Origin of the sequence: Peteryoungia rhizophila (assembly GCF_004912145.1) — a bacterium.
GTDB lineage: Bacteria > Pseudomonadota > Alphaproteobacteria > Rhizobiales > Rhizobiaceae > Allorhizobium > Allorhizobium rhizophilum.
Genome location: NZ_STGT01000003.1, coordinates 930,750 through 952,591 on the forward strand (window position 1 = coordinate 930,750; position 21,842 = coordinate 952,591).

Annotated in this window: 21 protein-coding genes; 10 read left to right on the forward strand and 11 right to left on the reverse strand. The window is 62.6% G+C overall.

Going from position 1 to position 21,842, the window contains the following annotated elements:
• Positions 1–76 precede the first annotated feature (76 nt).
• Positions 77–1,456, forward strand: coding sequence for a TIGR03808 family TAT-translocated repetitive protein (locus tag E9677_RS15790; protein ID WP_136558999.1), 1,380 nt, complete (start codon positions 77–79; stop codon positions 1,454–1,456).
• 126 nt (positions 1,457–1,582) lie between these two features.
• On the forward strand, positions 1,583–3,415 hold the full coding sequence (locus E9677_RS15795) for a putative bifunctional diguanylate cyclase/phosphodiesterase (RefSeq protein ID WP_136559000.1): 1,833 nt from the start codon (positions 1,583–1,585) through the stop codon (positions 3,413–3,415).
• Between the two features lie 50 nt (positions 3,416–3,465).
• Here the strand turns inward: E9677_RS15795 and E9677_RS25790 are convergent, their stop codons facing one another.
• Positions 3,466–3,750, reverse strand: a complete 285-nt coding sequence (locus E9677_RS25790) for a DUF2087 domain-containing protein (RefSeq protein ID WP_328591170.1) — start codon at positions 3,748–3,750, stop codon at positions 3,466–3,468.
• A gap of 15 nt (positions 3,751–3,765) precedes the next feature.
• Positions 3,766–4,020 carry a hypothetical protein gene (locus E9677_RS25795; protein WP_328591167.1) on the reverse strand — a complete coding sequence of 85 codons (255 nt, stop codon included), beginning with the start codon at positions 4,018–4,020 and terminating at the stop codon, positions 3,766–3,768.
• Between the two features lie 303 nt (positions 4,021–4,323).
• On the opposite strand from E9677_RS25795, the gene E9677_RS15805 reads away from it, so the two are divergent.
• Positions 4,324–4,983 (forward strand): glutathione S-transferase family protein, encoded by a 660-nt coding sequence (locus E9677_RS15805; RefSeq protein WP_136559001.1) that lies wholly within the window; start codon positions 4,324–4,326, stop codon positions 4,981–4,983.
• 64 nt (positions 4,984–5,047) lie between these two features.
• Here E9677_RS15805 and E9677_RS15810 read toward each other — a convergent pair whose 3' ends face one another.
• Positions 5,048–5,404 carry a DUF4406 domain-containing protein gene (locus E9677_RS15810; RefSeq protein WP_136559002.1) on the reverse strand — a complete coding sequence of 119 codons (357 nt, stop codon included), beginning with the start codon at positions 5,402–5,404 and terminating at the stop codon, positions 5,048–5,050.
• Between the two features lie 121 nt (positions 5,405–5,525).
• Between E9677_RS15810 and E9677_RS15815 the strand changes: the two genes are divergently transcribed.
• On the forward strand, positions 5,526–6,281 hold the full coding sequence (locus E9677_RS15815; RefSeq protein ID WP_136559003.1) for a DeoR/GlpR family DNA-binding transcription regulator: 756 nt from the start codon (positions 5,526–5,528) through the stop codon (positions 6,279–6,281).
• Positions 6,282–6,284: 3 nt separating this feature from the next.
• Here the strand turns inward: E9677_RS15815 and E9677_RS15820 are convergent, their stop codons facing one another.
• The 3 genes from E9677_RS15820 to E9677_RS15830 all read right to left on the reverse strand — a co-directional run bounded on the left by E9677_RS15820 (position 6,285) and on the right by E9677_RS15830 (position 10,044).
• Positions 6,285–7,622, reverse strand: coding sequence for an oligosaccharide flippase family protein (locus tag E9677_RS15820; protein WP_168801219.1), 1,338 nt, complete (start codon positions 7,620–7,622; stop codon positions 6,285–6,287).
• Positions 7,619–8,902, reverse strand: coding sequence for a GNAT family N-acetyltransferase (locus E9677_RS15825; protein ID WP_168801220.1), 1,284 nt, complete (start codon positions 8,900–8,902; stop codon positions 7,619–7,621). The genes E9677_RS15820 and E9677_RS15825 overlap by 4 nt, the downstream gene beginning before the upstream one ends.
• A 134-nt stretch (positions 8,903–9,036) precedes the next feature.
• Positions 9,037–10,044: an asparaginase gene (locus tag E9677_RS15830; protein ID WP_136559006.1), complete on the reverse strand. Its 1,008-nt coding sequence runs from the start codon at positions 10,042–10,044 to the stop codon at positions 9,037–9,039.
• 72 nt (positions 10,045–10,116) lie between these two features.
• On the opposite strand from E9677_RS15830, the gene E9677_RS15835 reads away from it, so the two are divergent.
• From E9677_RS15835 to E9677_RS15845, 3 genes are all read left to right on the forward strand, one after another.
• Positions 10,117–10,851 carry a DUF3750 domain-containing protein gene (locus tag E9677_RS15835; RefSeq protein WP_136559007.1) on the forward strand — a complete coding sequence of 245 codons (735 nt, stop codon included), beginning with the start codon at positions 10,117–10,119 and terminating at the stop codon, positions 10,849–10,851.
• 534 nt (positions 10,852–11,385) lie between these two features.
• A complete protein-coding gene (locus E9677_RS15840; protein ID WP_136559008.1) occupies positions 11,386–11,691 on the forward strand; it encodes a hypothetical protein in 306 nt (101 codons plus the stop codon).
• Positions 11,692–11,754: 63 nt separating this feature from the next.
• The gene (locus E9677_RS15845) at positions 11,755–12,129 is read left to right on the forward strand and encodes a VOC family protein (RefSeq protein WP_136559009.1); all 375 of its coding nucleotides are present in this window, start codon (positions 11,755–11,757) and stop codon (positions 12,127–12,129) included.
• An 81-nt stretch (positions 12,130–12,210) separates the two neighbouring features.
• On the opposite strand, the gene E9677_RS15850 is transcribed toward E9677_RS15845, so the two are convergent.
• Complete coding sequence (locus E9677_RS15850) at positions 12,211–12,906, reverse strand: Ntn hydrolase family protein (protein WP_136559010.1); 696 nt, start codon at positions 12,904–12,906, stop codon at positions 12,211–12,213.
• A 394-nt stretch (positions 12,907–13,300) separates the two neighbouring features.
• On the opposite strand from E9677_RS15850, the gene E9677_RS15855 reads away from it, so the two are divergent.
• Both E9677_RS15855 and E9677_RS15860 read left to right on the forward strand, forming a co-directional pair.
• Positions 13,301–14,425, forward strand: coding sequence for a GGDEF domain-containing protein (locus tag E9677_RS15855; protein WP_168801221.1), 1,125 nt, complete (start codon positions 13,301–13,303; stop codon positions 14,423–14,425).
• Positions 14,426–14,501: 76 nt separating this feature from the next.
• On the forward strand, positions 14,502–15,527 hold the full coding sequence (locus E9677_RS15860) for a hydroxyacid dehydrogenase (RefSeq protein WP_136559012.1): 1,026 nt from the start codon (positions 14,502–14,504) through the stop codon (positions 15,525–15,527).
• A 57-nt stretch (positions 15,528–15,584) separates the two neighbouring features.
• Here E9677_RS15860 and E9677_RS15865 read toward each other — a convergent pair whose 3' ends face one another.
• Positions 15,585–16,586: an NAD(P)H-quinone oxidoreductase gene (locus tag E9677_RS15865; protein ID WP_168801222.1), complete on the reverse strand. Its 1,002-nt coding sequence runs from the start codon at positions 16,584–16,586 to the stop codon at positions 15,585–15,587.
• Between the two features lie 223 nt (positions 16,587–16,809).
• Here E9677_RS15865 and E9677_RS25895 point away from each other — a divergent pair, with 223 nt between their 5' ends.
• Positions 16,810–18,510, forward strand: coding sequence for a flagellin N-terminal helical domain-containing protein (locus E9677_RS25895; protein ID WP_136559013.1), 1,701 nt, complete (start codon positions 16,810–16,812; stop codon positions 18,508–18,510).
• Between the two features lie 23 nt (positions 18,511–18,533).
• Here E9677_RS25895 and E9677_RS15875 read toward each other — a convergent pair whose 3' ends face one another.
• From E9677_RS15875 to E9677_RS15885, 3 genes are all read right to left on the reverse strand, one after another.
• The gene (locus E9677_RS15875) at positions 18,534–19,010 is read right to left on the reverse strand and encodes a GNAT family N-acetyltransferase (RefSeq protein ID WP_136559014.1); all 477 of its coding nucleotides are present in this window, start codon (positions 19,008–19,010) and stop codon (positions 18,534–18,536) included.
• A 27-nt stretch (positions 19,011–19,037) separates the two neighbouring features.
• A complete protein-coding gene (locus E9677_RS15880) occupies positions 19,038–19,748 on the reverse strand; it encodes a hypothetical protein (RefSeq protein WP_136559015.1) in 711 nt (236 codons plus the stop codon).
• A 112-nt stretch (positions 19,749–19,860) separates the two neighbouring features.
• Positions 19,861–21,666, reverse strand: a complete 1,806-nt coding sequence (locus E9677_RS15885) for a bifunctional diguanylate cyclase/phosphodiesterase (protein ID WP_136559016.1) — start codon at positions 21,664–21,666, stop codon at positions 19,861–19,863.
• Between the last annotated feature and the right edge of the window lie 176 nt (positions 21,667–21,842).

The window sequence follows — 21,842 nt, forward strand, 5'->3', positions numbered from 1 at the left end:
CTGTTTTAAGCCTTTTCTTGCCGCCCCTGCCCCGTTCGGCCAAGGTCCGGTTCAGGATTCGAACAGGAAGATCAGGATGCCATCTCGACGCGCGGTCATTGCCGGACTGGGCGGGCTGCTCGCCACGGCGAGCCTGCCCGGCGGCATCCGTGCCCCGCGGGCACAGACGCTCGCCATGGCGGAATTGCGCGGCGGGTTCGATGCGGCGGAGGCCGGCATCCTGCCCGGAACCGAGGACGACCAGAGCCGCAAGCTGCAGGATCTGATCGACCGGGCCGCGGCGGTCGGCCAGCCCGTCTTTCTTCCGGCCGGCACCTATGAAGTGGCCAATCTGGAGCTGCGCGACGGCAGTCGGCTGACCGGCGTTCCGGGCCTCACGCGGCTCGTCTATCGCGGCGACGGGCATCTGATCGCAGCCCAGGACATCCGGCGGGTCAGCCTCTCGGGCATCACCTTCGACGGGGCCAATCGCTGGCTTGCGGACTACACGGAAGGACTTCTCGCCTTTCGCAGCGTCGACGAGGTGGTGATCGACGCCTGCGAGATCATCGGCAGCCGCAAATGCGGCGTCTATCTCGCACGCACCGGCGGCCGCATCGAAACAAGCCGGGTGACCGGGGCCGCAGAAGCCGGGATCTGGGCAATCGAGGGCCGCGCCTTCACCATTCGCAACAACCAGATCTTCGACTGCGGCAATGGCGGCATTCTCGTTCATCGCTGGACCAAGGGCGAGGACGGCAGCATCATATCAGGCAACCGGGTGGCAAGGATCGGCGCCACCAATGGCGGTACCGGGCAATATGGCAACGGCATCAACGTCTTCCGGGCCGACAATGTACTCGTCTCCAGCAATCACGTCTCCGACTGCGCCTTTTCCGCCATCCGGGCCAATTCCGCCTCCAACATCACGATCAGCGGCAACCAGGCCTTCCGCTCCGGCGAGACCGCCATCTATGCCGAGTTCGAATTCGAGGGGGCGCTGATCGAGGGCAATGTCATCGACGGGGCAGCGATCGGGATTTCCGTCGCCAATTTCGATCATGGCGGGCGGCTTTCGACGGTGAGCGGCAATATCGTACGCGGGATCGTCGACAAGGGGCCTTACGAGCCGACAGTGAGCGGCTTCGGTTTCGGCATTTCGGTCGAGGCTGACACGCTGGTGACCGGCAATCTGGTGGACGGGGCCGAAACGGCGGCACTCGCCATCGGCTGGGGACCCTATCTGCGCAATGTCATTGTCAGCGACAACATCCTGCGTGGCAGCCCTCAAGGCATGCGCGTGAGCGTGGTGGAAGGATCGGGCGAGACCGTCATCCGCAACAATATCGTGGACGGGGCCACGGCTGGCGCGATCGTGGGCTATCGCTGGAACGACCGGATGGGCGACGCGCTCGAAGACGGCGATACGTCAATGCCGCATCTGACGCTTTCCGGGAACCGGGTGGCCGGCGGCTGAGCGCGCACAGGTGCGGAATGCAACCATTAAGCCTCCGGAAACCAACATAAGATCTTCCGAAATGTCGTAATTTCTATTTAAGCCCCACCTGATCTAATCTGCGTCAGTCAACATGACGCGGGTGCCATGCTTCTACCCTTGCAGAACATCATTCTCGAGAAGATCGCGACAGGGCAGTCGTTGGCGGAGACTGTGGATTATCTGTGCCGCGAAGTGGAGACGATGAGGGACGATATCGTCTGCTCCGTCCTGCTGCTCGACGAGGAGCGGCGTCTGCGCCACCTGGCCGGTCCTTCGCTCCCGCTCGAATACACATCCGCGATCGACGGGATTGCCATCGGGCACGGCGTCGGGTCTTGCGGCACCGCCGCCTATCACGGCGAACCGGTTTTGGTCGAGGACATCGACACCCACGAATATTGGCAGCCCTACAAGCAACTGGCCCTGCCGCTCGGGCTGAAAGCCTGCTGGTCGACGCCGGTCATCGGTTCCGGCAAAGTGCTGGGGACGTTTGCCTTCTACTACCGCACGACGCGGGGCCCCTCCGAGCAGGAGCGGCTGATCGTCAATGCCTGCGTGCATCTCTGCGCCATTGCCATCGAACGCGACCAGCGCATGCTGGAGCGGCGACGCATGGCCGATACCGACGGGCTGACCGGCCTGCCCAACCGCAGCCGGTTCAACGAGGTGATAGCAGAAGTCTCCCGGCGCGAGCCCGACTGGGCCCTGATGCTTGTCGATCTCGACAATCTGAAGATGGTCAACGACACGTTCGGCCACGGCGCCGGTGACGATCTGATCCGGATCGTCGCGGAACGCATGAAGCAGGAAGCAGCCCCAGGCATGGCCTTCCGTCTCGGTGGCGACGAATTTGCCGTGCTCGTGCCCTGCATCGCGACAACCGATCCGGCCGTGCTCGCAGACACGCTGATCGCCCGCATCAAGGAGCCGGCCGACTGCGCCGGGCACCTGATCTACCCGGCAGCGACACTGGGCGGCGCCCGGGCGGGGCTGGAACGAAGCCCGCAGCAGGTGCGGCAGAATGCGGATTATGCGCTCTATCACGCCAAGGAACGGGCCCGCGGGCGCTACCTCGAATATCAGCCGGGCCTCGGCACCTCGATCGCCAAGCGTTTCCGCTCGGTGCAGGAGGTCGACCAGGCTTTGCGCGACGACCGCATCGACGCCCACTACCAGCCGATCATCGATCTCGCCACCGGGCGCATCATGGGCTTCGAATCGCTCTGCCGAATGAAGATGCCCGACGGGCGCCTGATTGCGGCCGCGCATTTTCACGAGGCCATGAAAGACGCCCATGTGGCGATCGAAATCACCGAGCGGATGCTGGAACGCGTAGCTGCAGCCGCAAGCGACTGGAAACGCGAAGGGCTTTTGTTTTCGCGGGTCGGTCTGAACCTCACGGCAGCCGACTTTCACCGGGGCGGACTGACGCGGCGGATCGTCGACGCCTTTGAGCGGCTCGGGCTTCCAGCGGGCACGGTCGTCGCAGAGGTGACGGAATCCGTTTACATCGCGCAGAAGGACAATGTCGTCGCCGAGGAGATCCAGGCGATGCGTGAGGCCGGCATCAAGGTGGCGCTCGACGATTTCGGCACCGGCTTCGCCTCGCTCACCCATCTGCTCACGGTCCCCGTCGACATCATCAAGATCGACAAGTGCTTCGTGCGGCGCCTGGCGGATGCCGGCAGCGGCAGCGTCATCACGCGGGGCCTGCTGGAAATCGCCAGGGGCCTCGGCATCTGGGTCGTGGCCGAGGGCATCGAAGAAGAGGCTCAGGCCGAGCATCTGCTTTCGCTGGATTGCAAGGCGGGCCAGGGCTATTTCTTCGCCCGCCCCATGGACCGGGACAGCGTGCGCGAGATGCTTGAAGTCAGCAATTTCCACCCGGAATGGGCACGGATCCTGCGCGAGCGACTGCTTCTCGACAAGGCCGGCTGAGACGCGGCAGGCGAAGCCGGCCACGTCTCAATACCCTTTCCGGACCTCGTTCAGGCGATGCGCCGCCAACTCGAGACCAGCCGGATCAATTCCCGCGCTTCCGGCGGCGGGCGCTTCTCGACCCGCCGATAAAGGCTGCAATCCCGCGTGCGGGTCAAAAGGCCCATGTTGACCAGCTCTCGCCTGATCAGGACATGGTCGCCGAAGCCGTTATGGCGCATCAGCACAGCATTGACCGCCTTCTCAACCACATCCTCCCCAGCGGGCAGGAAGGACCAGAGCACCCAGAGCGCCAGCTGCTGCTGGTGGAACTTGCCCGGCCAGCGGACGAGGATGTCCGTGCCGGCAAATCAGCGGGCGGTGAGCTCCACGCGACGGTAGTCGACTGCGGGCTGGGTTTCGGCCGCAGGCGGATTGGCGAGACGCTCTTCCGCCGCGCGGCTCGCCTTGAAATGCTGGTAATTGCGGAAGCCGACGGCGCGGGTCAGCATGTTCAGAAGCTCGACATGGCCGGGCAGGTCCGTCCGCGCATCGAGTTCGCGCTTCAGGTTTTTCGCCAGCGCCGACAGATCGGGCGCCGCGTAGGCATGGGTTGTCCTCGACATCTCATTTCTCCTGGTCGTGCCCTGGCGCCCGAAAGCAGCCAACATGGCCGGTGGTCACCGACTTCCGACGGGGCACGGGAAAACGAGCTTCGTCGACAAGAGAAAGGCAGGTTTAGCTCCCCTCATCGGGGCGGTGACGCCTGGGTGGACTGCGGACCCTGGAAGCCCAGAGATAAGCGCCGAGGCCGGCTCCTGTCAATTCCGGCAGCGATCAGGAAAATTCATCGGTCCCATCAGCGCAACCGCCTTTTCCGGACGGCGGACTGAGGATAGCCTCCGGCGCAACAATCACGGGAGTTCCACATGCTGAAAATCTACGGCGTCTACAAGTCGCGCGCGACGCGCATTCTCTGGCTGATGGAAGAGCTGGGCGCGCCCTTCGAACTGGTGCCGGTGCTGCAGGCCTACAAGCTCAAGGATCCGATGGCAGACGGCGTGCGGCTCAACACGCGCTCGCCGGAATTCCTCGCCATCAACCCGATGGGCAGCATTCCGACGATCGAGGATGACGGGCTGGTGCTGAACGAATCGCTCGCGCAGACGCTTTACGTGGCGAAGACATCAGGCGGACCGCTCGCGCCAAAGGATGCGGCGGAAGACGCGCTGATGCTGCAATGGACGCTGTTCGGTGCGACGTCGATCGAGACCGAGGCCCTGAAGATTGCGATGGCCAACAACGAGGGGCGGCTCGGCACCGAAGCCGGCCAGGCGGAAGCCAAGGCCGTCGCCCGCATCCTCGCCCGCCCCTTCGGCGTACTTGAGAAGCACTTTGCCGCCCATGACTACGCCGTGGGCGAACGCTTCACCGTGGCCGATATCAACCTCGCCGAGATCGTGCGGTATGCGCAGGCTTACCAGCCGCTGTTCGACGCCCATCCGAAGACGGCGGCCTGGCTCGCCCGCGTCCAGGCCCGGCCGGGCTTCAAGGCAATGTGGGAGAAGCGGCTGGCAGAGGTGGAGTAGGGGGCGACAGCTTCCTGACCGCTCAGCCGACAGTCTTCCTCGGTCGCCCGTCGCGCCTGCCCCCTCATCCGCAGCCGGGGACATCCTCCAGCCTATACCAGACCGGAATGCCGCGTTCGGTCGCGATGCGGACATCGTTGTCGGCACCCTTGGAAGCGCCGGGCAGGCGGAGGACGCCTTCGCAGAGTTGCAGTAACCGACCGGCGACCGGGTGGAAGATTTCCTCATAGAGTTCGTCGCCGACCGTCTTGCCGCCGGCCGCGTGCCAGATCGGCAACGCCACCCATTCGCCGATCATCGGCACATGGCCCGCCTTGAACAGGGCATGAGAGGGTGCTTCAAGCACCTTGAGGTTGGCGGCCATCTTTTCAGGGTCGTCTCCGGTACCCGAACGATAGGGACCGGCAATCAAAATCAGCATGTCATTCTCCTTGAATGTGTTCCGCCTCATGCGGGAACATGCCCACATCCGCACGATTCTTCTGGATTGTCGAATCTATTTCGTTATTATCAGGCAATATCGTGAACAATCGGGCAGAAACATGCTGACAGAACAGAGACGCCGGCAGATCCTTGATGTGCTGAAGCGCGACGGGCGGGCGGTGGCGGGCGAGCTTGCGCGGCTGTGGAATGTGTCGGAGGACACGATCCGCCGGGACATGCGCGACATGGCTTCGGCGGGGCTGCTGAAGCGCGTGCATGGCGGGGCGTTGCCGGTCGCGGCTCCGCTGCCCGAGCTTTCCGTACGGCGAAACCTTGGCACCGAGGAGAAGCGGCAGCTGGCAGCGGCAGCGGTGCGGCTGATCGAGCCCGGACAGCTGGTGTTTTTCGACGGCGGCACGACGACGGCGGAGATCGTGCGGCAGATCCCCCGGGACATGGCGCTTACCGTCGTCACCCATGCGCCGACGATTGCTGCCGAACTGGAATCCCATGGCGCCGTAGAGGTGATCCTGATCGGTGGGCGAATCTACAAGCATTCGATGGTGGCTGTCGGGCCGACGGCACTTGCGGCGATCGACAGGTTGCGACCGGATATATTCTTCCTCGGCGCCACGGCCGTCCATCCTATGGAAGGCTTGACTACCGGTGACTTCGAGGAGGCCGCGATCAAGCGGCGGATCCTGGAGCGAAGCCTTGCGACCTATTGCCCGGTGACGCTGGACAAGCTCGAATGTGTTTCCCCCTTTGGCATCGCCTCGATCTCCGAGCTGACGGGACTGATCGTCGCCGCGGAGTCAGCCCCGGACCTGGCCGACGGATACAGGGCGGCCGGAGCAGCGCTGGTCCTGGCCTGAACTTCAGCTCGGGTCTGCTACCCGCGTAAACGGCCTGACCAACACCCAATAGCCGGTGTGGCGATGGACGAGCCATGTGACGACGGCGAGGCGGAGCAGCTGAACGAGGACCATGGCTGCGGCGGCGCCGATGATGCCGCACAGGGGAACGAGGAAGAGCATCAGCAGAACGCAGGCCGCGACGGATATGGAGACGATCAGCAGGCTGAGTCGATAGCGCCCCTGGACGACGAGCAGTTCGGCCGCCTGGCCGGTCGCGCCACGGATGACATAGGCGAGGCCGAGCAATGCGAGGCAGGGATAGGCCGCGAGGAAGGCCGGGCCGAAGAGGGCGAGCAAGGGATAGCCGGCGACCAGGGTGAGCGCGACGGAGGGAATGGTCAGCCAGAAGGTGGCATTGGTGGAGCGAGTGATGCGGGCCTGGAGCCCTGCCCGGTCGGCCGAGGCCAGCGACAGCGAAAAGCCACGCGCAGCGACCAGCATGAAGCCGTATTGCACGAAGGCGGCTAGCGACAGTGAACGCTGGGCGGCGAAGTAGAGGGAGGCCTCATCCGGCGAGACCAGAAAGCCGAGGATCAGGACATCGATCCAGACGAAAAGCTCTTCCGCCGTCATGGCCGGCATCATAAGCACGGAGGCGAGCAGCCAGAAGCGGCGGCGCTCGCGGCTGGTCGTCGGGCGCGGTCCCTTCGGGAGCCGGGCACGCAGGAGAAGCGCCTGAGCGATCAGGACGGCGATGGAGGCGAGCACCACGATGGAGAGCACCGTCACGGCATCGAGGGGCACCCCCCCTGTCCGGGCAAGGCCGACGCCAAGCATGATCAGCACCGGCCGGAGAATGTAGCCAGGGATGGTGGAGAGCGCATACCAGCCGAACCCTCTGCAGACGCCGGTCAGGTAGGATTCGAGCGACAGGATCGGAAAGCCGAGGGCCAGCACACCGAGCGGCAGCAGGAAGGCCGGATCGACGAGGCCGGGCAGCACGGTGAGGAAAACGAGTGCTGCGGCCGCGAGCAGGCCGGAACCCGTGATAACGGTGCGGAAGCCGGTGGCGAGGTAACCGGCGAGATGGGCGTGTTTCTCGCGGCGTCCATAACGCGGAATGAAGCGGGCGGCGGAATCGTAAAAGCCGAGCACGCCGACCTGGCCGACGACGCTGGTCCAGGTCCAGAGGATGACATAGATGCCATAATCCTCGAGCGCCATGAGGCGGGCGAGCAGGATCTGCAGTCCGAGCCCGACAAAGGCGGCGGCGATGCGCACGGAAATGCTCACCAGCGCACCGCGCAGGCCGGGATCGCCGACGAGATCGCGGGCTCTCAGCCGAAGTCGTGTGATCATGGAATGCAGCACAGCACGAGGCTCATGCTGCCGCCATTGCGCCCCACAAAGCGGTGCAGCGCATCGACCACGCCCCGGACGCGGGTTCGCCAGGCCGGGCCGATGCCGTCGTATAACGCCCGCAGGCGCGGGCGAAGACCCGCCATCCAATGGCGGCAATAGAGCTGGCCGAGGCTGGTGAAGGGCACGTAACAGGCGATAAGCGGCTCGGCAGTGTTGGTCCAGCTCGATTTGTAAGTTGAGGGATCGTTGAGGAAATCGAAGCGGCGGATGCCGGTCTCGATCGCCCATCGCTGGGCGTTTTCCATCTGCACCTTGCCGGGCGAGAATTTCTGGTAGGCGAGATCGATGGCGCCGAGGAAGCAGTAATAATCCTGCCGGAAGCGCATGCCGAGTTCCATGGCGATCGGCACACCATCGAGTGTCAGGGCATGCAGGAAGACGCCGTCCTCGTCCCCGCAGGGCATGCTGCCGAGATCGCGCAGGAAGGCGGCGAAGCGCGGATCGAAGAGGTCGCGGCCGAGGCGGCCGGTGCCCTTCAGCCAGTCCTGCTTCATGGCGATGCAGTGGTCGATATGCTCGGCATAACCCCGGCTGCCGGCCGGATAGACGTGGTAGTCGAGGGCCCCCAGCTTTTCCAGCCGGTTGCGGCGGCTATTGCGCTGCAGACGCTGCTTCTTCGGCAGGGCGCGGTGGTGGCTTTCCCAGTCCGCGATGCCGGCGAGGTCGAGGATTGCGGATTGCTGCATCCCGTCAGGACTGGAGCCCTGGCCTTTCAGGATGCTGGCCAGCAGCGCGGATTGCGGCACATGGTCGAGGCAGATGGCGTCGCAGCCGCCATGCTTGCGGATTTCGTCAAAGACCAGCTGGCCGAGCGCGGCATCGAAGCGGGCGGGATCATGGAGCAGCGTCGCATACTGGTTCATCGGAGCCGTCAAGGGCACCAGAACGGTGATGGCGGGTCTGACCCGGCGCGTCATCAGTGGCCAGATCATCAGACATTCGGCACCGTCCCAGAGGACATAGACACTCGGGCAGACCCGATCGTCGGACTCGCCCTCGAGAAAGGCGCGGCACCAGTTCAGGCACCAGTCGAAACTCTGGAAATAGGCGAAGGGCTCGGGACACCGCGTCTCCAGCGCCTGCCAGGCCTTCTTCAAGGCATGGAGTTCCTCCAGGGTTTCACAGGATTCGAGTTCGAGCACGCGTCCGTTCCACTCGACGGGCACGGCCGAGGAACGGAGGGCGGTTTCGCCGGGGATCCGGTACTGGCTTCTCATCGAAGCATCCATGGAAATCGGCCTTGTCGGTTGCGCGCGATCGGTCGTGACACAAGTCTAACCCGAGAAGAGTTAAACCTCCCTTGAGGCAGGGAGAATGTCGTGCAACCAGCTGCAAACCAGCATTCTCGTGCTCAGGCCAGCAGCACGTCCGTCACCCTGACCGTGCCGACGGGCAGCCCGTTCCAGTTGGACATGCCGTGGCGGGACATTGAGAGAAGTGCGGCCTTTTCTGCGCTTCCGGCATCGAAATGGCGGGCGAGAAGTGCTGCGATCATGGCTTCGGCCGCACGGGTGGCGCCATCCTCGGCCTTGACGGCAAAGGAGAGGCCCTTGTCCGGCAGGAGCGCGCAGAAGACACCTTCGGCGCCGGTCTTGGCGAAGATTTTTCCGGGTGCCACCTGCATCAGCTTCGTGCAGAAGCGTTTCGTGCCGGCAACATAGAAGGGTTCGGCCATGCAGGCGGTGATCAGCCGGCGGGCGGCGGCGGCGCGGATGGGCTCGAGCCCCTTGCCCGTCGCGAGCTTCCCGAAACCGCGCGCGAGCCCGACGAGCGGCACGGCATAGGTCGGGATGGAACATCCATCAGTGCCGCAATTGTCTCTGGAGAGCACAGCGCCGGTGAGATCAGCCATGATGGCGCGGATCGCCTGCTGCAGCGGGTGATCGAAGCCGGCATAGCCGCGCGGATCTTCGCCGGTGTGGCAACAGGTGCAGACGAAGCCTGAATGTTTGCCCGAACAGTTGTTGTGAAGGGCCGTCGGCTTGTCCAGCGTGCGGGCTTGGTCAATCAGCACGGCCTGGTGTGACGACCAGTGGGCGCCGCATTCGAGCACGCTCTCGTCCCGGCCGGCCGCTTTCAGCATGGCGGCCGCGGTTGCCACATGCTCCGGTTCGCCCGAATGGGAGGCGCAGGCGAGTGCCAATTCGCGATTACCGAAGCCATAGGCGTCTGCCGCACCGCTTTCGACCAGCGGCAAAGCCTGCATGGCCTTGCAAGCCGAGCGCGGGAAGACGCCGGAATCGACATCACCGGCGGAAAAGACGGTTTTGCCCTCGGCATCGACCACGATCGCCATACCGCAATGGCGGCTCTCGACGAGTTGACCGCGCGTGACCTCGACCGTGATCGGATTTTCCATGCTGAGCCTCAAAATGCCAATATTGTCTGATGCTTGTTAAAGCATGCATCTCCATCCTGTTCGAGGTCAGAATTGAAGTTTCTGCTGCGCATCGTCTCCGTCATCCTGCTCGTCTTCGTGCTTCCGACCCTGGTTTCCGCCGGGCTCTGGGCGACGCGGGACCATCCCGACGGCTGGAGTTCGGCGAAATGGGGTTCGTCGGGGCTGCTGCCTTCGGCTGAGGAGAGCCCCGAGGCGGCGATCTACATATTCTCGGCGATGACCGGCGGCTTGAAGGGCGCGATTGCCAGCCATGCCTGGATCGTCACCAAGAACGAGAACGGCGACTATCAGCGCTATGACAAGGTGGGCTGGGGCTCGCCCATCCGCCGCAATCACCGGGCACCCGATGCCTTCTGGTATTCCAACCCGCCGCGGCTCGTCGCGGAGGTGAAGGGCGAAGAGGCCAAGCGGCTGATCCCGATGGTGGAAGCGGCGATCGCCGGCTATGCCTATGGTCAGCCGGGCGGTTACCGGATCTATCCGGGGCCGAATTCCAACACCTTCGTCGCGCATGTGCTGCGCGAAGTGCCGGAACTGGGCGCTGTGCTGCCGGCCGATGCCGTCGGCCGCGACTATCTCGCCGGCGGGGCCTTCTACCATCTCGACAAGGATGGACGGGACCTGCATTTGAGCCTCGGTGGCTTTGCCGGGCTGTCTGTGGGCGTGCGCAGCGGGCTGGAGGTGAATTTCCTCGGCCTGGTGGCCGGCGTGGATCTCGCACGGCCGGGCATCAAGGTGCCGGGCTTCGGCACGATCGGGCTTTGAGCGCCCTGCCCTCGAAACAAATCCCATGAATCAAAAGAGCCACCCGCGAGGGTGGCTCCCATGAGTTTAGTCCTTTGTCTGGACCCGGACGGGGAAACCGTCCGAAGGAAGGCTGGATCAGGCCGAGGGCTGCCCCGTCAAAACCACACCCTTACCAAAGTCACACACGCAGACCGAAATCTCATTAGACATTGGATCACCTTCCTTTCGTTACGTTGCCGATGATCAGAAGGTAGGACTGAAAGCGGCATTCGACAAGGCACATTGTGTAACGTTTCGTCGGGATATTTGAGTTGCACCGCAACAAGATCCGGCTAACATTCGCACCTGCCCGCGCTGCTTCGCGCCTTCGGCATTTCCCCCGACGTCAATTCGATCTTTCAGATGTCAGCCGAGATTGCCATCGGCCGGTGCACCTCAACGACTTGGTGCAAGCAAGCGGAACGGCATTCGCACTGACCGCTTTCCAGCAATCATGGTTGACCGCCCAGCCTTCGACGGTGAAACTCCCCCTTGTAATGGGAGGAGAATACCATGGACGAATCCATCCGCTGGCGAAACATGCGCACGGCGCCGCGGGACGGCAGCCGCATTCTGGTGACCATCCGCGCATCGGAACAGGGGCCCGGCGCCGTCGATCTGGTCTACTGGTCGAACGGCGACCGCTTCGGCAGTGACGGCTGGCGGTCGTCGGATTCGACGCCTGGGCTGATTGTCGCCTATGCGGAACCGGAGCTGAAATGCTGGATGCCGCTGCCGGGGGTCAACATGGATGCGATGCTACGGCCACCAGCCTGGGAAGGCGAGGACGAGAAGGAGCTGGATGGATCGGGGATCTGACGGGCTACAGGTTGCAGCTAAGCCATAAGACTACCACCGCACACGCACAATTTTGGAGACCACATGTTCACGCATATCATGATCGGCAGCAACGACCTTGAACGGTCGAAACGCTTCTATGACGCCACCTTCGTTGCGCTTGGGGGACAAGCTGGCGAGACGGATGCGCGCGGCAGGCTGATCTATGTCCATAATGGCGGACGACTTATGATCACCGCCCCGATCGACGGTGCTCCTGCAACCGCGGCGAACGGAGGTACGATCGGGATCCTCGCAGAAAGCCCGGAGCAGGTTCAAGCCTGGCATGACGAAGGGGTGGCGTATGGCGGCACGTCGATCGAAACCCCGCCCTCTGGACGTCCGAATGGGCAGTTTGTTGCCTACATGCGGGACCCGGACGGAAACAAGCTGACCGTGCGGTTCCTGCCGAAGGCATGACGTAGGGGGCGGATATTTGCTCGCCCTCAAGGCTGATTGAACGTCATCTGCAAGAGCTGGCAGGGAACGTGCTCTGCGTGATCAATCGAATATCTTGCCGATGACTTTCTGTTCGGCCTCTTCCCATTGACGCACGACGTCGCCGACTTCGTCGATTTCTTCGTCGCTGAGGTGATGGGCACCGTCCGCATCGATCCGGCACAGACTGAACGGCTTGCCGACGCTGGCCGAGGTGAGGTCGAGCGCCTGCAGAACCCGCAGCACGGCCGCGCAACCGAAACGCACCGACCGCTTGGACAGATGGAAGTGGGACAGCAGTGAACCGGCCTGCTGGGCCATGGCCGCACCGCTGCCGATCGCGTGGAAGCCGATATCGGCATAGTGGCCGATCATGCCCGACGGCGTGATCTCGATGATCCAGGGCTCGCCGTCGCGCCACCCGGCGGCCATCACATAGGCTGACGGCGTGCCGCCGCCTTCTTCGCCCGGCACGTCGGGGATGAAGGTCTCGTAGTGATGACGCAGGATCGGCAGGATATGTCCCTGCAATGCGCGGCCGATATCCGGCGCCTCCAGGATCGCGGCACTGTTGTCATTGAAACTGCGCTGGACATCCGTCAGCACGGAACGCGCGCCACTGCCGCCCCAGGCCGCTTGCGTTCCCAGTGGATGAAGCTTCTCGGCGGGATAGGTCATGCCTCGCCCCTTGTCGGTAATCTGGGAGTCCGAGCCGAGGACGACGCCATCCTGGCAAACGGTGGCAAGCACGACGGTCATATATAAATCCTTTCATGTTCAGCGTCCCGGACAGCCCCATCGGCCACCTCCAAGCGATGGCCCGACGATCGAGATCCTGACGCTCAAGACAATGCGAGGGAACGCATCATCGCTTACCCTAGACGCCTTCGGCCCTGATGCCGTTCCATCCAGGTCACCGCTATTTCCACCATGCCGTTGGGCACATACGGGGCAAGGCATGTACAGATGGCCTGGCTTCCGGGGAATTCGCCCGGACAATTTCCCCGTGTTTCCAACGGGCGCGGCCCGAGCGATAGGCCTATCGAGCTGTCAGATTTTGGTGTCTGGCCTGACGGAATGTTAAACTCCCCATCTCACTGTCCGCGAAGCCATGGCCCTCGACCGGGCCGACGCTTTGAATGAGGGGTTGGGTGTGCGCTACAGAGAGACCGACGATGTGTTCAAGACGCTGGTGTCGGAGCTGAACTCGACGCTCACCCCGACGACCATCATGGCCGTGACCATCCTTGCTGTCGGTCTGTTCGCCTATGAGAGCCTTGGAAGCACAACACTCCTGCTTGCCACGATCGGCGGAGCCATTGCTTCCCTGGCCAAATTCGCCGTCACCCTGGCCCATAGGCAGGCTGACGCGACGCAGCCTGTCTCGGTTGCGGATGCTGCCCGCTGGGAGAAGGTGCATGGCCTCTTTACCTTTCTCGTTGCGGCCTCTGTGGGTACCCTCGCCACCGTCGTGTTCTCCCATCGCGACCTATCGGTCCAAATCCTCGCCGCAGCGCTGATCTATGGATACTCTGCCGGGGTGGCGGTCAGGATATCGGTGCGGCCATTCATCGCCGCCACGGCGATCCTGATTGCAGGCCTGCCGACGACAATCTCGGTCATGTTGTATGGCGATACGGTCCACTGGATCCTGGGTATGATGTCTGTGGTCTTCCTGTACGCTGCGATGCAGAGCGTCCTGCATGTCTATCGAACGACCACCCGGCAAATCCGCCTGCGTCTGGAAATGGAGCGTCAGGCACGCCGCGATCAGCTGACTGGGCTAAGCAACAGAGCGGCGTTGATCGAGGCATACTCGAACCTCGATTGCGCTGACGATGCGCTCATCGGCATACATCTTTTCGACCTTGACGGTTTCAAGGGCGTCAATGATCGCTTTGGTCATGCGGTCGGGGACGCCTTGCTGGCAGGTATCGCTAAGCGGCTGCAAGAGAACCTGGATCCCCCTGTTATCGCCGCGCGCATTGGCGGCGACGAATTCGTCATTCTTCAGCCTGACATCCGGGATCCCGCAGACGCCGAAACCCTGGCGCGTAAGATCGTGGATGTGCTCGCTCTGCCCTATCGAATTGCCGGTGAGGAGATCGCCATCGGCGTGAGCCTCGGATACACGATGGCCCTTTCCGGCTCTGCGAAACTGGAACACATGATGGCCACCGCAGACAAAGCTTCCTACCGCGCGAAACGAAACGGCGGTGGTGTCGACCACGAAATCTCACCGGCGCTGGACCTTGGGAAGTTCTCAGTCGCAGCATGACAGGGCGGAGGCCTGCCCAGCGAGAGGCTTTTCGAGCTAAGCTTCCCTCGAACCAAGATTCTCGAGGGAGGAAACAATGCGCCGCGACATCATTCTGGTCGATCCACTGCCGAGGACACTCGACCTGATCATGGAGCCAGCGGTCAGGGCACGGCTCGACGCGCTGGGCGAGGTGATCGTGTCGGAGGATCGCCCCATGCCTGCAGAAGACGTCGAGCGGTATCTTGCCGATACCGTCTTGATCTTCGGCCAGACCGACATGCCGAGAGAACGCCTGGACAGGGCGCCGAGGCTGAAGGCGATCATCAATGTCGAGTCGAATTTCCTGTCCAATATCGATTATCAGGCCTGCGTCGAGCGGGGGATCTGGGCGATCACGCCGGCCTCCGCCTTCGCCTCGCCGGTGGCGGAGGCGGCGCTGGCCATGGCGCTTGATCTCGCCCGGGGGATCACCGCGGCGGATCGGGATTTTCGCCAGGGTATCGAGCGGTATGGGCTGGAGGGCAATGCGAACACTTTCCGTTTTGCCGGCGCCCCGGTCGGGATCATCGGCTTCGGCGACCTCGGCCAGGAGTTTCGCGCCCTGATCCGCCCGTTCAAGAACAGGGTTCGCGTCTTCGATCCCTGGCTTTCCAAGGAGGTCATAGAACGACAGGATTGCGAGCCGTCGACACTCGAGGACGTACTGCGCGAAAGCCAGGTGATCTTCGTCTTTGCGAGCGTCACCAGCGAGAACGAGGGCTTCATCGGGAAACGGGAATTCGCCATGATGAAGCCCGGCGCGGCGTTTCTGCTGATGAGCCGTGCTGCCGTCGTGGATTTTCCGGCGATGATCGAGGCCGCCCAATCCGGCCATATCAAGGTGGCAACGGACGTGTTTCCGGAGGAACCGGTCGCGGCAGACGATCCCGTGCGCCAAGCGTCGGGCATTCTGCTCTCGGCGCACAGGACCGGCGGCACGCGGGATGCCTTCTATGCACTCGGATCCATGGCCGTTGCCGATGCCGAACTGATCATGAAGGGACTGCCGCCCCGCCTCTGCCGCCGCGCCGACCCGGCAACGGCCGCCATGTTGCGGTCGAAGCCGGTGAGCGTATCGTGATGGCGGGGCTGGATGGTCGAACATCCGAGGTCGGCTGACGTCCTAGAGGCTGGGCCTTTACCCCACCTGCAAAACAATCTTGCCGATATGTTCAGAGCTCTCCATCAGCCGGTGGGCCTCGACCACATCCTCGAAAGGCAGCACCGTGTGGATGACCGGGGCGACTTCGCCTCGCTCAAGGCGGGCCCAGACTTGCGTCATCAGGTCGTCGCGGATGGCGCGTTTCTCCTCGGCCGTGCGCGGGCGCATGGTTGAGCCGGTGACGGTCAGGCGCTTCACCATGATCGGGGCGAGATTGGCTTTCTCGACGGTCGAGCCGCCGAGGAAGGCGATGATCGAGAGGCAGCCGTCTTTCGCCAAGGCCTGCAGGTTGCGGTCGAAATAGGCGGCGCCGATCATGTCGAGCACGACGTCGACACCCCTGCCCTGGGTTTCTTCCTTGACGATCTCGACGAAATCCTCGGCCTTGTAGTTGATCGCCCTGACCGCCCCGAGATCCATGCAGGCGGCGCATTTTTCTGCCGAGCCGGCGGTGGTGTAGACCATGGCGCCGAAGGCTTTTGCCAGCTGGATGGCGGTGGTGCCGATGCCCGAGGAGCCGCCATGAATGAGCACGGTCTCGCCTTCGGTCAGCCCCGCCATCTGGAAGAGATTGGCCCAGACAGTGAAGAAGGTTTCCGGAAGCGCTGCGGCCTTCACGGCATCGTAACCCTTGGGGAACGGCAGAGCCTGGGTGGCGGGTACGCAGCAATATTCGGCATAACCGCCGCCATTGGCGAGTGCACAGATCCGGTCGCCGAGCTCGAAGTCGGTCACGCCCTCACCCAGGGCGACGATCTCGCCCGCGATTTCAAGGCCGAGGATCGGGCTTGCATCCTTCGGCGGCGGATAGGCGCCCTGGCGCTGGGCGACATCCGGCCGGTTGACACCCGCGGCCTCCACCTTGACCAGCACTTCGCCGGCGCGCGGAACCGGCAGCGGTCCCTCGACGAGGCGCATGACCTCCGGGCCGCCATGGTTGGGCAGGTCGACATGGCGCATGGTGGCGGGAAGGGTCATGGGGGAACTCCAATTGACAAGGACGATAGCTAACGCACGATACCGTCAGCAGAAATGTGGTGAATTGCCTCGGCTGGCAAGTTGATCATTTTTGGTTGCATTGCCTAAAACATGAAACCTCGCAGCGACGAAGTCATATTTCGTTAACCATGCGCGCGCTTAAACATTGGTCTCTTATCGGCGCATGATGCGCCTGCATCATCTCCTTCCGAGAGTCTTTTTCATGACCAGTATTCACACGAATCTGGGCGCCATCGCTGCGCTCCAGACGCTGCGGAGCGTTGCCGCCAATCTGACGGACAATCAGCAACAGGCCGCCTCCGGACTTCGGATTTCAGTCGCCTCAGACAATGCAGCCTACTGGTCGATTTCCACCACGATGCGCTCGGACAATATGGCAATTTCTGCGGTCTCCGATGCTCTCGGCCTGGGAGCCGCCAAGATCGACACCGCCTATGCAGGGACGGCAGCCATCGTCGAGGTTCTCGGCGAGTTCAAGGCCAAACTGGTCGCGGCCAAGGAACAAGGCGTCGATCGTGCGAAGATCCAGGAAGAGTTGGCGCAGTTGAACGCGCAGGCCGAATCCATTGTCCAATCAGCGAGTTTCAGCGGGGAGAACCTGCTGAAGACGAAATCCACACTGCCCTTGCTGGAAGAGGGGCCGATGACCACAAGCGTGGTCTCTTCATTCGTCCGCGACGAGAACAGCAATGTCCAGGTCAAGACCATGGATATCGACCTGAAACACTCCAGCATGCTGAACGAAGGCGGCGGTGGCGGCATCCTGCAGAAACAAATCCACAGCGTCGGCGATATCGGCGGCTTCCGCGGAACGGGCGTCAATTCCGTCGCGCATCAGGGGCATGAGCGTCACAAGTTCACCGGGGGCGTGACCTTTGGCGCGGGCGACATCATCATCTTCGATATCAATGTCGATGGCGGGACCCACTCGACGGGCAATGACTATACGCTGACTATCGACAAGGCTCTGGTGGATGCAGCACTCGGGACCACGGACGGGAACGTGACCAATACCGCGCAGTTGCGCGCCGTTCTGCAACAGGCATTCACCGACAATGGCGTTCCGGCGACGGCTTACGAAGCCCTATTTTCCGGCACTGGTTCCACGACGCATTTCGAGATCGGATCGCTGGAAACCTCCGGCCATCCAGGCTCCAGCATCACCATCTCAAACGTTGGCTCCAGTTTCGCCGGAGGCTTCGCCATGGGGCTGGAGGATGCACCAGATCAGAACCACGACAACATGTATCCCGAGGCGTCGATCTCATTCACCACCGGGTTTACGGTGTCTCCCCTGGCTGAGGTCTATTTCGATGTGCAGGTCGGGCCCGGCGCGATGACGACCTATACGATCAATCGGGCGGTCGTCGATGCGACACTCGGTACGGTCGACGGCTACATCGGCAGTGCAGCAGATCTGGCTGCCGTGATCAGTCAGGCGTCCATCGGCAGCAATCTGATGGCCGTTGCGAGCGGCAACTCGATCACCTTCTCCGCCGACCAGACCGTCTACCCGGAAGCCGGCAATCGCGCTGCGCGTGTTTATGTCGGCAATGTCCAGTCGAACCCGCCCTATGCGCCGGACTTCGATTTGGCAGAAGTCGACATCACCCAGAACGTCCGAACCATCGACCAGTATCTCAGGGGCGTAGACCACATGGAGAAGATGGCGATCAGCAGCGCCAGCCGCTTGGGCGCGCTGCAGACGCGTATCGAGATGCAGGCAGAGTTTGCAGAGAAGCTCTCTGACAGCATCGATAGCGGCGTCGGCCGCCTGGTGGATGCCGACATGAACGAGGTCTCGACACGCCTGAAGGCGCTGCAAACCCAGCAGCAGATCGCCGTGCAGTCGCTGTCTATCGCCAACAGCAACAGCGAGACATTGATGCAGCTGTTTCGCTGAGGCAATGCGGTGGAGCGTGCCGGCTAAAGGTCGATTTGCATGAAGGTCGCGATCGGGGTCTGCCGGTAACTGCCGAACGGTCCCCGGTCGTGGAAGCCGACCTGTTCGTATAATCGGCGCGCCGCGACGTTGTGGATTCCGACCTCCAGCAGAATGGTGCGGATGCCGCGCTCCCTGGCCTCTTGCAGGATTGCGAGCAGGAGGCTGCGACCGACGCCCTTCCCGGCGTGATCCGGATCGACGATCATGCGCTTCAGTTCGGCGGCGTCATCGGAAAGGGCGAGAAGTGCGGCGCAGCCAATCGCGCATGTCGTTTCGTCCCGGGCCACGAAGAGAGTGACACTCGGGAGCGCAAGGCTGGCGGCTGTAATAGGCTGGCGGAAGGCACCGGGATAGAGGCGGGCGGCGACCGCGTCGGACAGATCCAGGAGCCGCTGAATGTCGGGCTGGTCGGGCGGCTCAACGGCGACCAGGCAGGAATGTGGGCGATGGTCCTCCATGCGCGTTCTGGCCTCCCAAATCGAGCGTCAGTTGACCACCTCGGCACCTTCTTGATCATCCAGGGTGGAGACGAGTTTCATGAGCTCGTCCATCTGGCTCTGCTGTGCTGCCTCACTGAATCCGATCAAATCTGCAGGGGACACACTAAAGGTTCTCAGCAGTTCATCGATGAAGGGGCTCGTTCCCGGCCCAAGATCCCAAGCGGCAAGCAATGCGCCAATGTTCTCGGCGGACACCTCTCCTTCCAGATGGCCTGCATCCCGGGAGACTGCGATGTCAATGACAAAGTCAGCCGCCTGCTGAACCGAAGACTTGTCGGCGGCGGCTGGCGGGAAACCTTCGTCATCCAATACGACGCAGGCCCCGCCTAAAATCAGCATGTTGTAGCCGGTCAGCTGCTTGAACAGGCTCCTGTCCCCATCACTGGGATATACCCACCCCTCGGTACCGATCAGGCTAAAATCCTGATCGTTCAGCTCGAATACGAGCGCGCGTGCGGCGAAGTTCTTGTCGGACCATTTGTAGCCATCCGTATCGAATTCGTAGCTGCCGTCTTCGTTTTGGCTGAGCCGCTTTCCGATCGACGGATCCTGCTGACATAGATTCTCCAGCATCTGCTCGAGATCGTCACGATCCACCTCGCCCAAAGTCTCGGCAAAACCTCCCGCGTCACCTTGGGTTGCCTTCGATGGCCTAGTGTAGGTCGGCGACGTCGTGTAGCTGCAGGGAACTTCCATAAACAACACTCCTCAAAGAAATCTGTCGCGTGAGTAAAATCTATGGGCCACATCCTATTGGTGTGTCCTTACGCGGAGCTTTCGGGAGTTCCCACGGCAATTCCGGGGTTGGTCAGCCTTCACTACCGGATACGCCGATCACCACGCCTTCGGCACTTTCCTTCGCGTGCTTCTTCAGCTCGGCGATCTCGCCGCTGATGCGGTTGACGTCGTCGATGACGAGGCCGGCGGGGAGTTCGAGGACGCCGATCGAGCAGCGCATGAGCGGGAATTCGCGTTCCTGGCCCTGGCGGTCGAGGCCGAGGATATGGCCGGCCTGGCGGTCTGCTTCGGAATAGAGGTCGATGACGTCGTCGTGGAAATCCGACAGCAGGCGGTCGAGGATTTCGGTGAGCTCCTCGCGGGTCCAGTCGGTGACGCCGATGAAGAAATCATCGCCGCCGACATGGCCGAGGAAATCGCCTTCGGAGAAGAAATAGCGGCGCAGGAGAGCGGCAAAGAGCGAGATGGCGTGGTCGCCCTGGTGGAAGCCGTAATGGTCGTTGAATGGCTTGAAGTGGTCGAAATCGCAGTAGCAGAAGAAGCGGGAGCCATCGCCATCCAGCGCTGCCGAGCGCATGAAGTCGCGGATGGCGCGATTGCCGGGCAGGCTCGTCAGCGGGTTCTGGTCCTGGGCGGTCTTCAGCTGTTTCTCGCTCATAATGCGGATCAGCGAGGCGGCGGAGACGACGCCGGCATAGCGCATGTTTTCCGTCAGGATGACGCAGTCCGAACCCTCCATATTGGCAAACATCGTCATCAGCCGCTCGGCATCGGCATCGAGGCCGACGATCGGGGCGCGGTCGACGAAATGCGAGATGGAGCGCTCATAGAGCTTGTTCTTCAACAGGTCGCGGCCGAAGGGCTGGTAGATGTATTCCTTCAGGTGCCGCTCGTTGATGATGCCGCGCGGCTCGCCATTGGCGTTCAGCACGGGGAAGAAGGACTGGCCAGGGTTGCGGCGGAAGAGATCGAAGACGTGGTCGATGTTCTCGTGCTCGAAGACGGTTGGCAGCGTCTCGATCTGCTTGCGGATCAGGATTTCGTCGAGCGACTGGGTGGCGCGGCGGGCCTTGCCGACATCCTGGAGATGCGGAAAGGCGCTCTTCAGTTCCGAGACGATGGTGCTGGGGCGGGCGATATACCAGCCCTGAACCAGATCGACGCCGAATTCGCGGCAGGCGAGGAACTCCCCTTCCGTCTCGATGCCCTCCGCAATGACGCGCACACCCAGCACATGACAGAAGTTGACGATGTTCTTGACGAGGTGGCGCTTGCGCGGATTGCTGTCGAGGCCGGCGATGAAATGTCGGTCGATCTTCACATAGTCGACGGGATAGTCGCAGAGCAGCTTCATCTCGCCATGGCCGACGCCGAAATCATCGATGGCGAGCTTGAAGCCGGAGCGGCGCAGGCGCTCGACCAGGGCGGCGAATTCGGGAACGCGGGTGTTGTCGAAGCGCTCGGAGAGTTCGAAGCAGACGGAAGACGGCGGCACATGGGCCTTGCGCAACTGGTCGAGCAGCGTGTCAACGAGCGCATTGCCTTCAGGGATCAGCCGGACATCGAGATTGAGGAAAAGCGTGGCGCCGGCGCAATCGGGAAGCGTCGCGAACTTGGCCAGCGCCCGGGTCGCGACCATCTGTTCGAGGGCCAGGAGCTGGCCGGTAGCGGCCGCCTGGTCGAGCAGATCGAGCGGGCTTTCGAAGCCGATGCGGTCCTGGCCGCGCATGAGGCTTTCATGGCCGAAGACCGCGCCTGTGCCGACCTCGACGATCGGCTGGAAGGCGTTTTCGACGACGAGCTTGGCAAGTGTGACGAGCTGATCACTGGCAAAACGCCGCAGCGCGCCCAAATCTTCCGCGACCCCCGCACCCATACGCAATACTCCAGCATGCATTTGTTTTTATGGGCGGAAATGTGGCGGACCAATCGTCAACAAAGGCTTTCCGTTGTGTGACAGTGAGATGAAAGTTTGATGTCGCAACCAGTCCGGGATCGGCACCCGGTAGCCGCCGGCTTCGCGAGACGCCCTGCGAGACAGTCTCTGTAGAC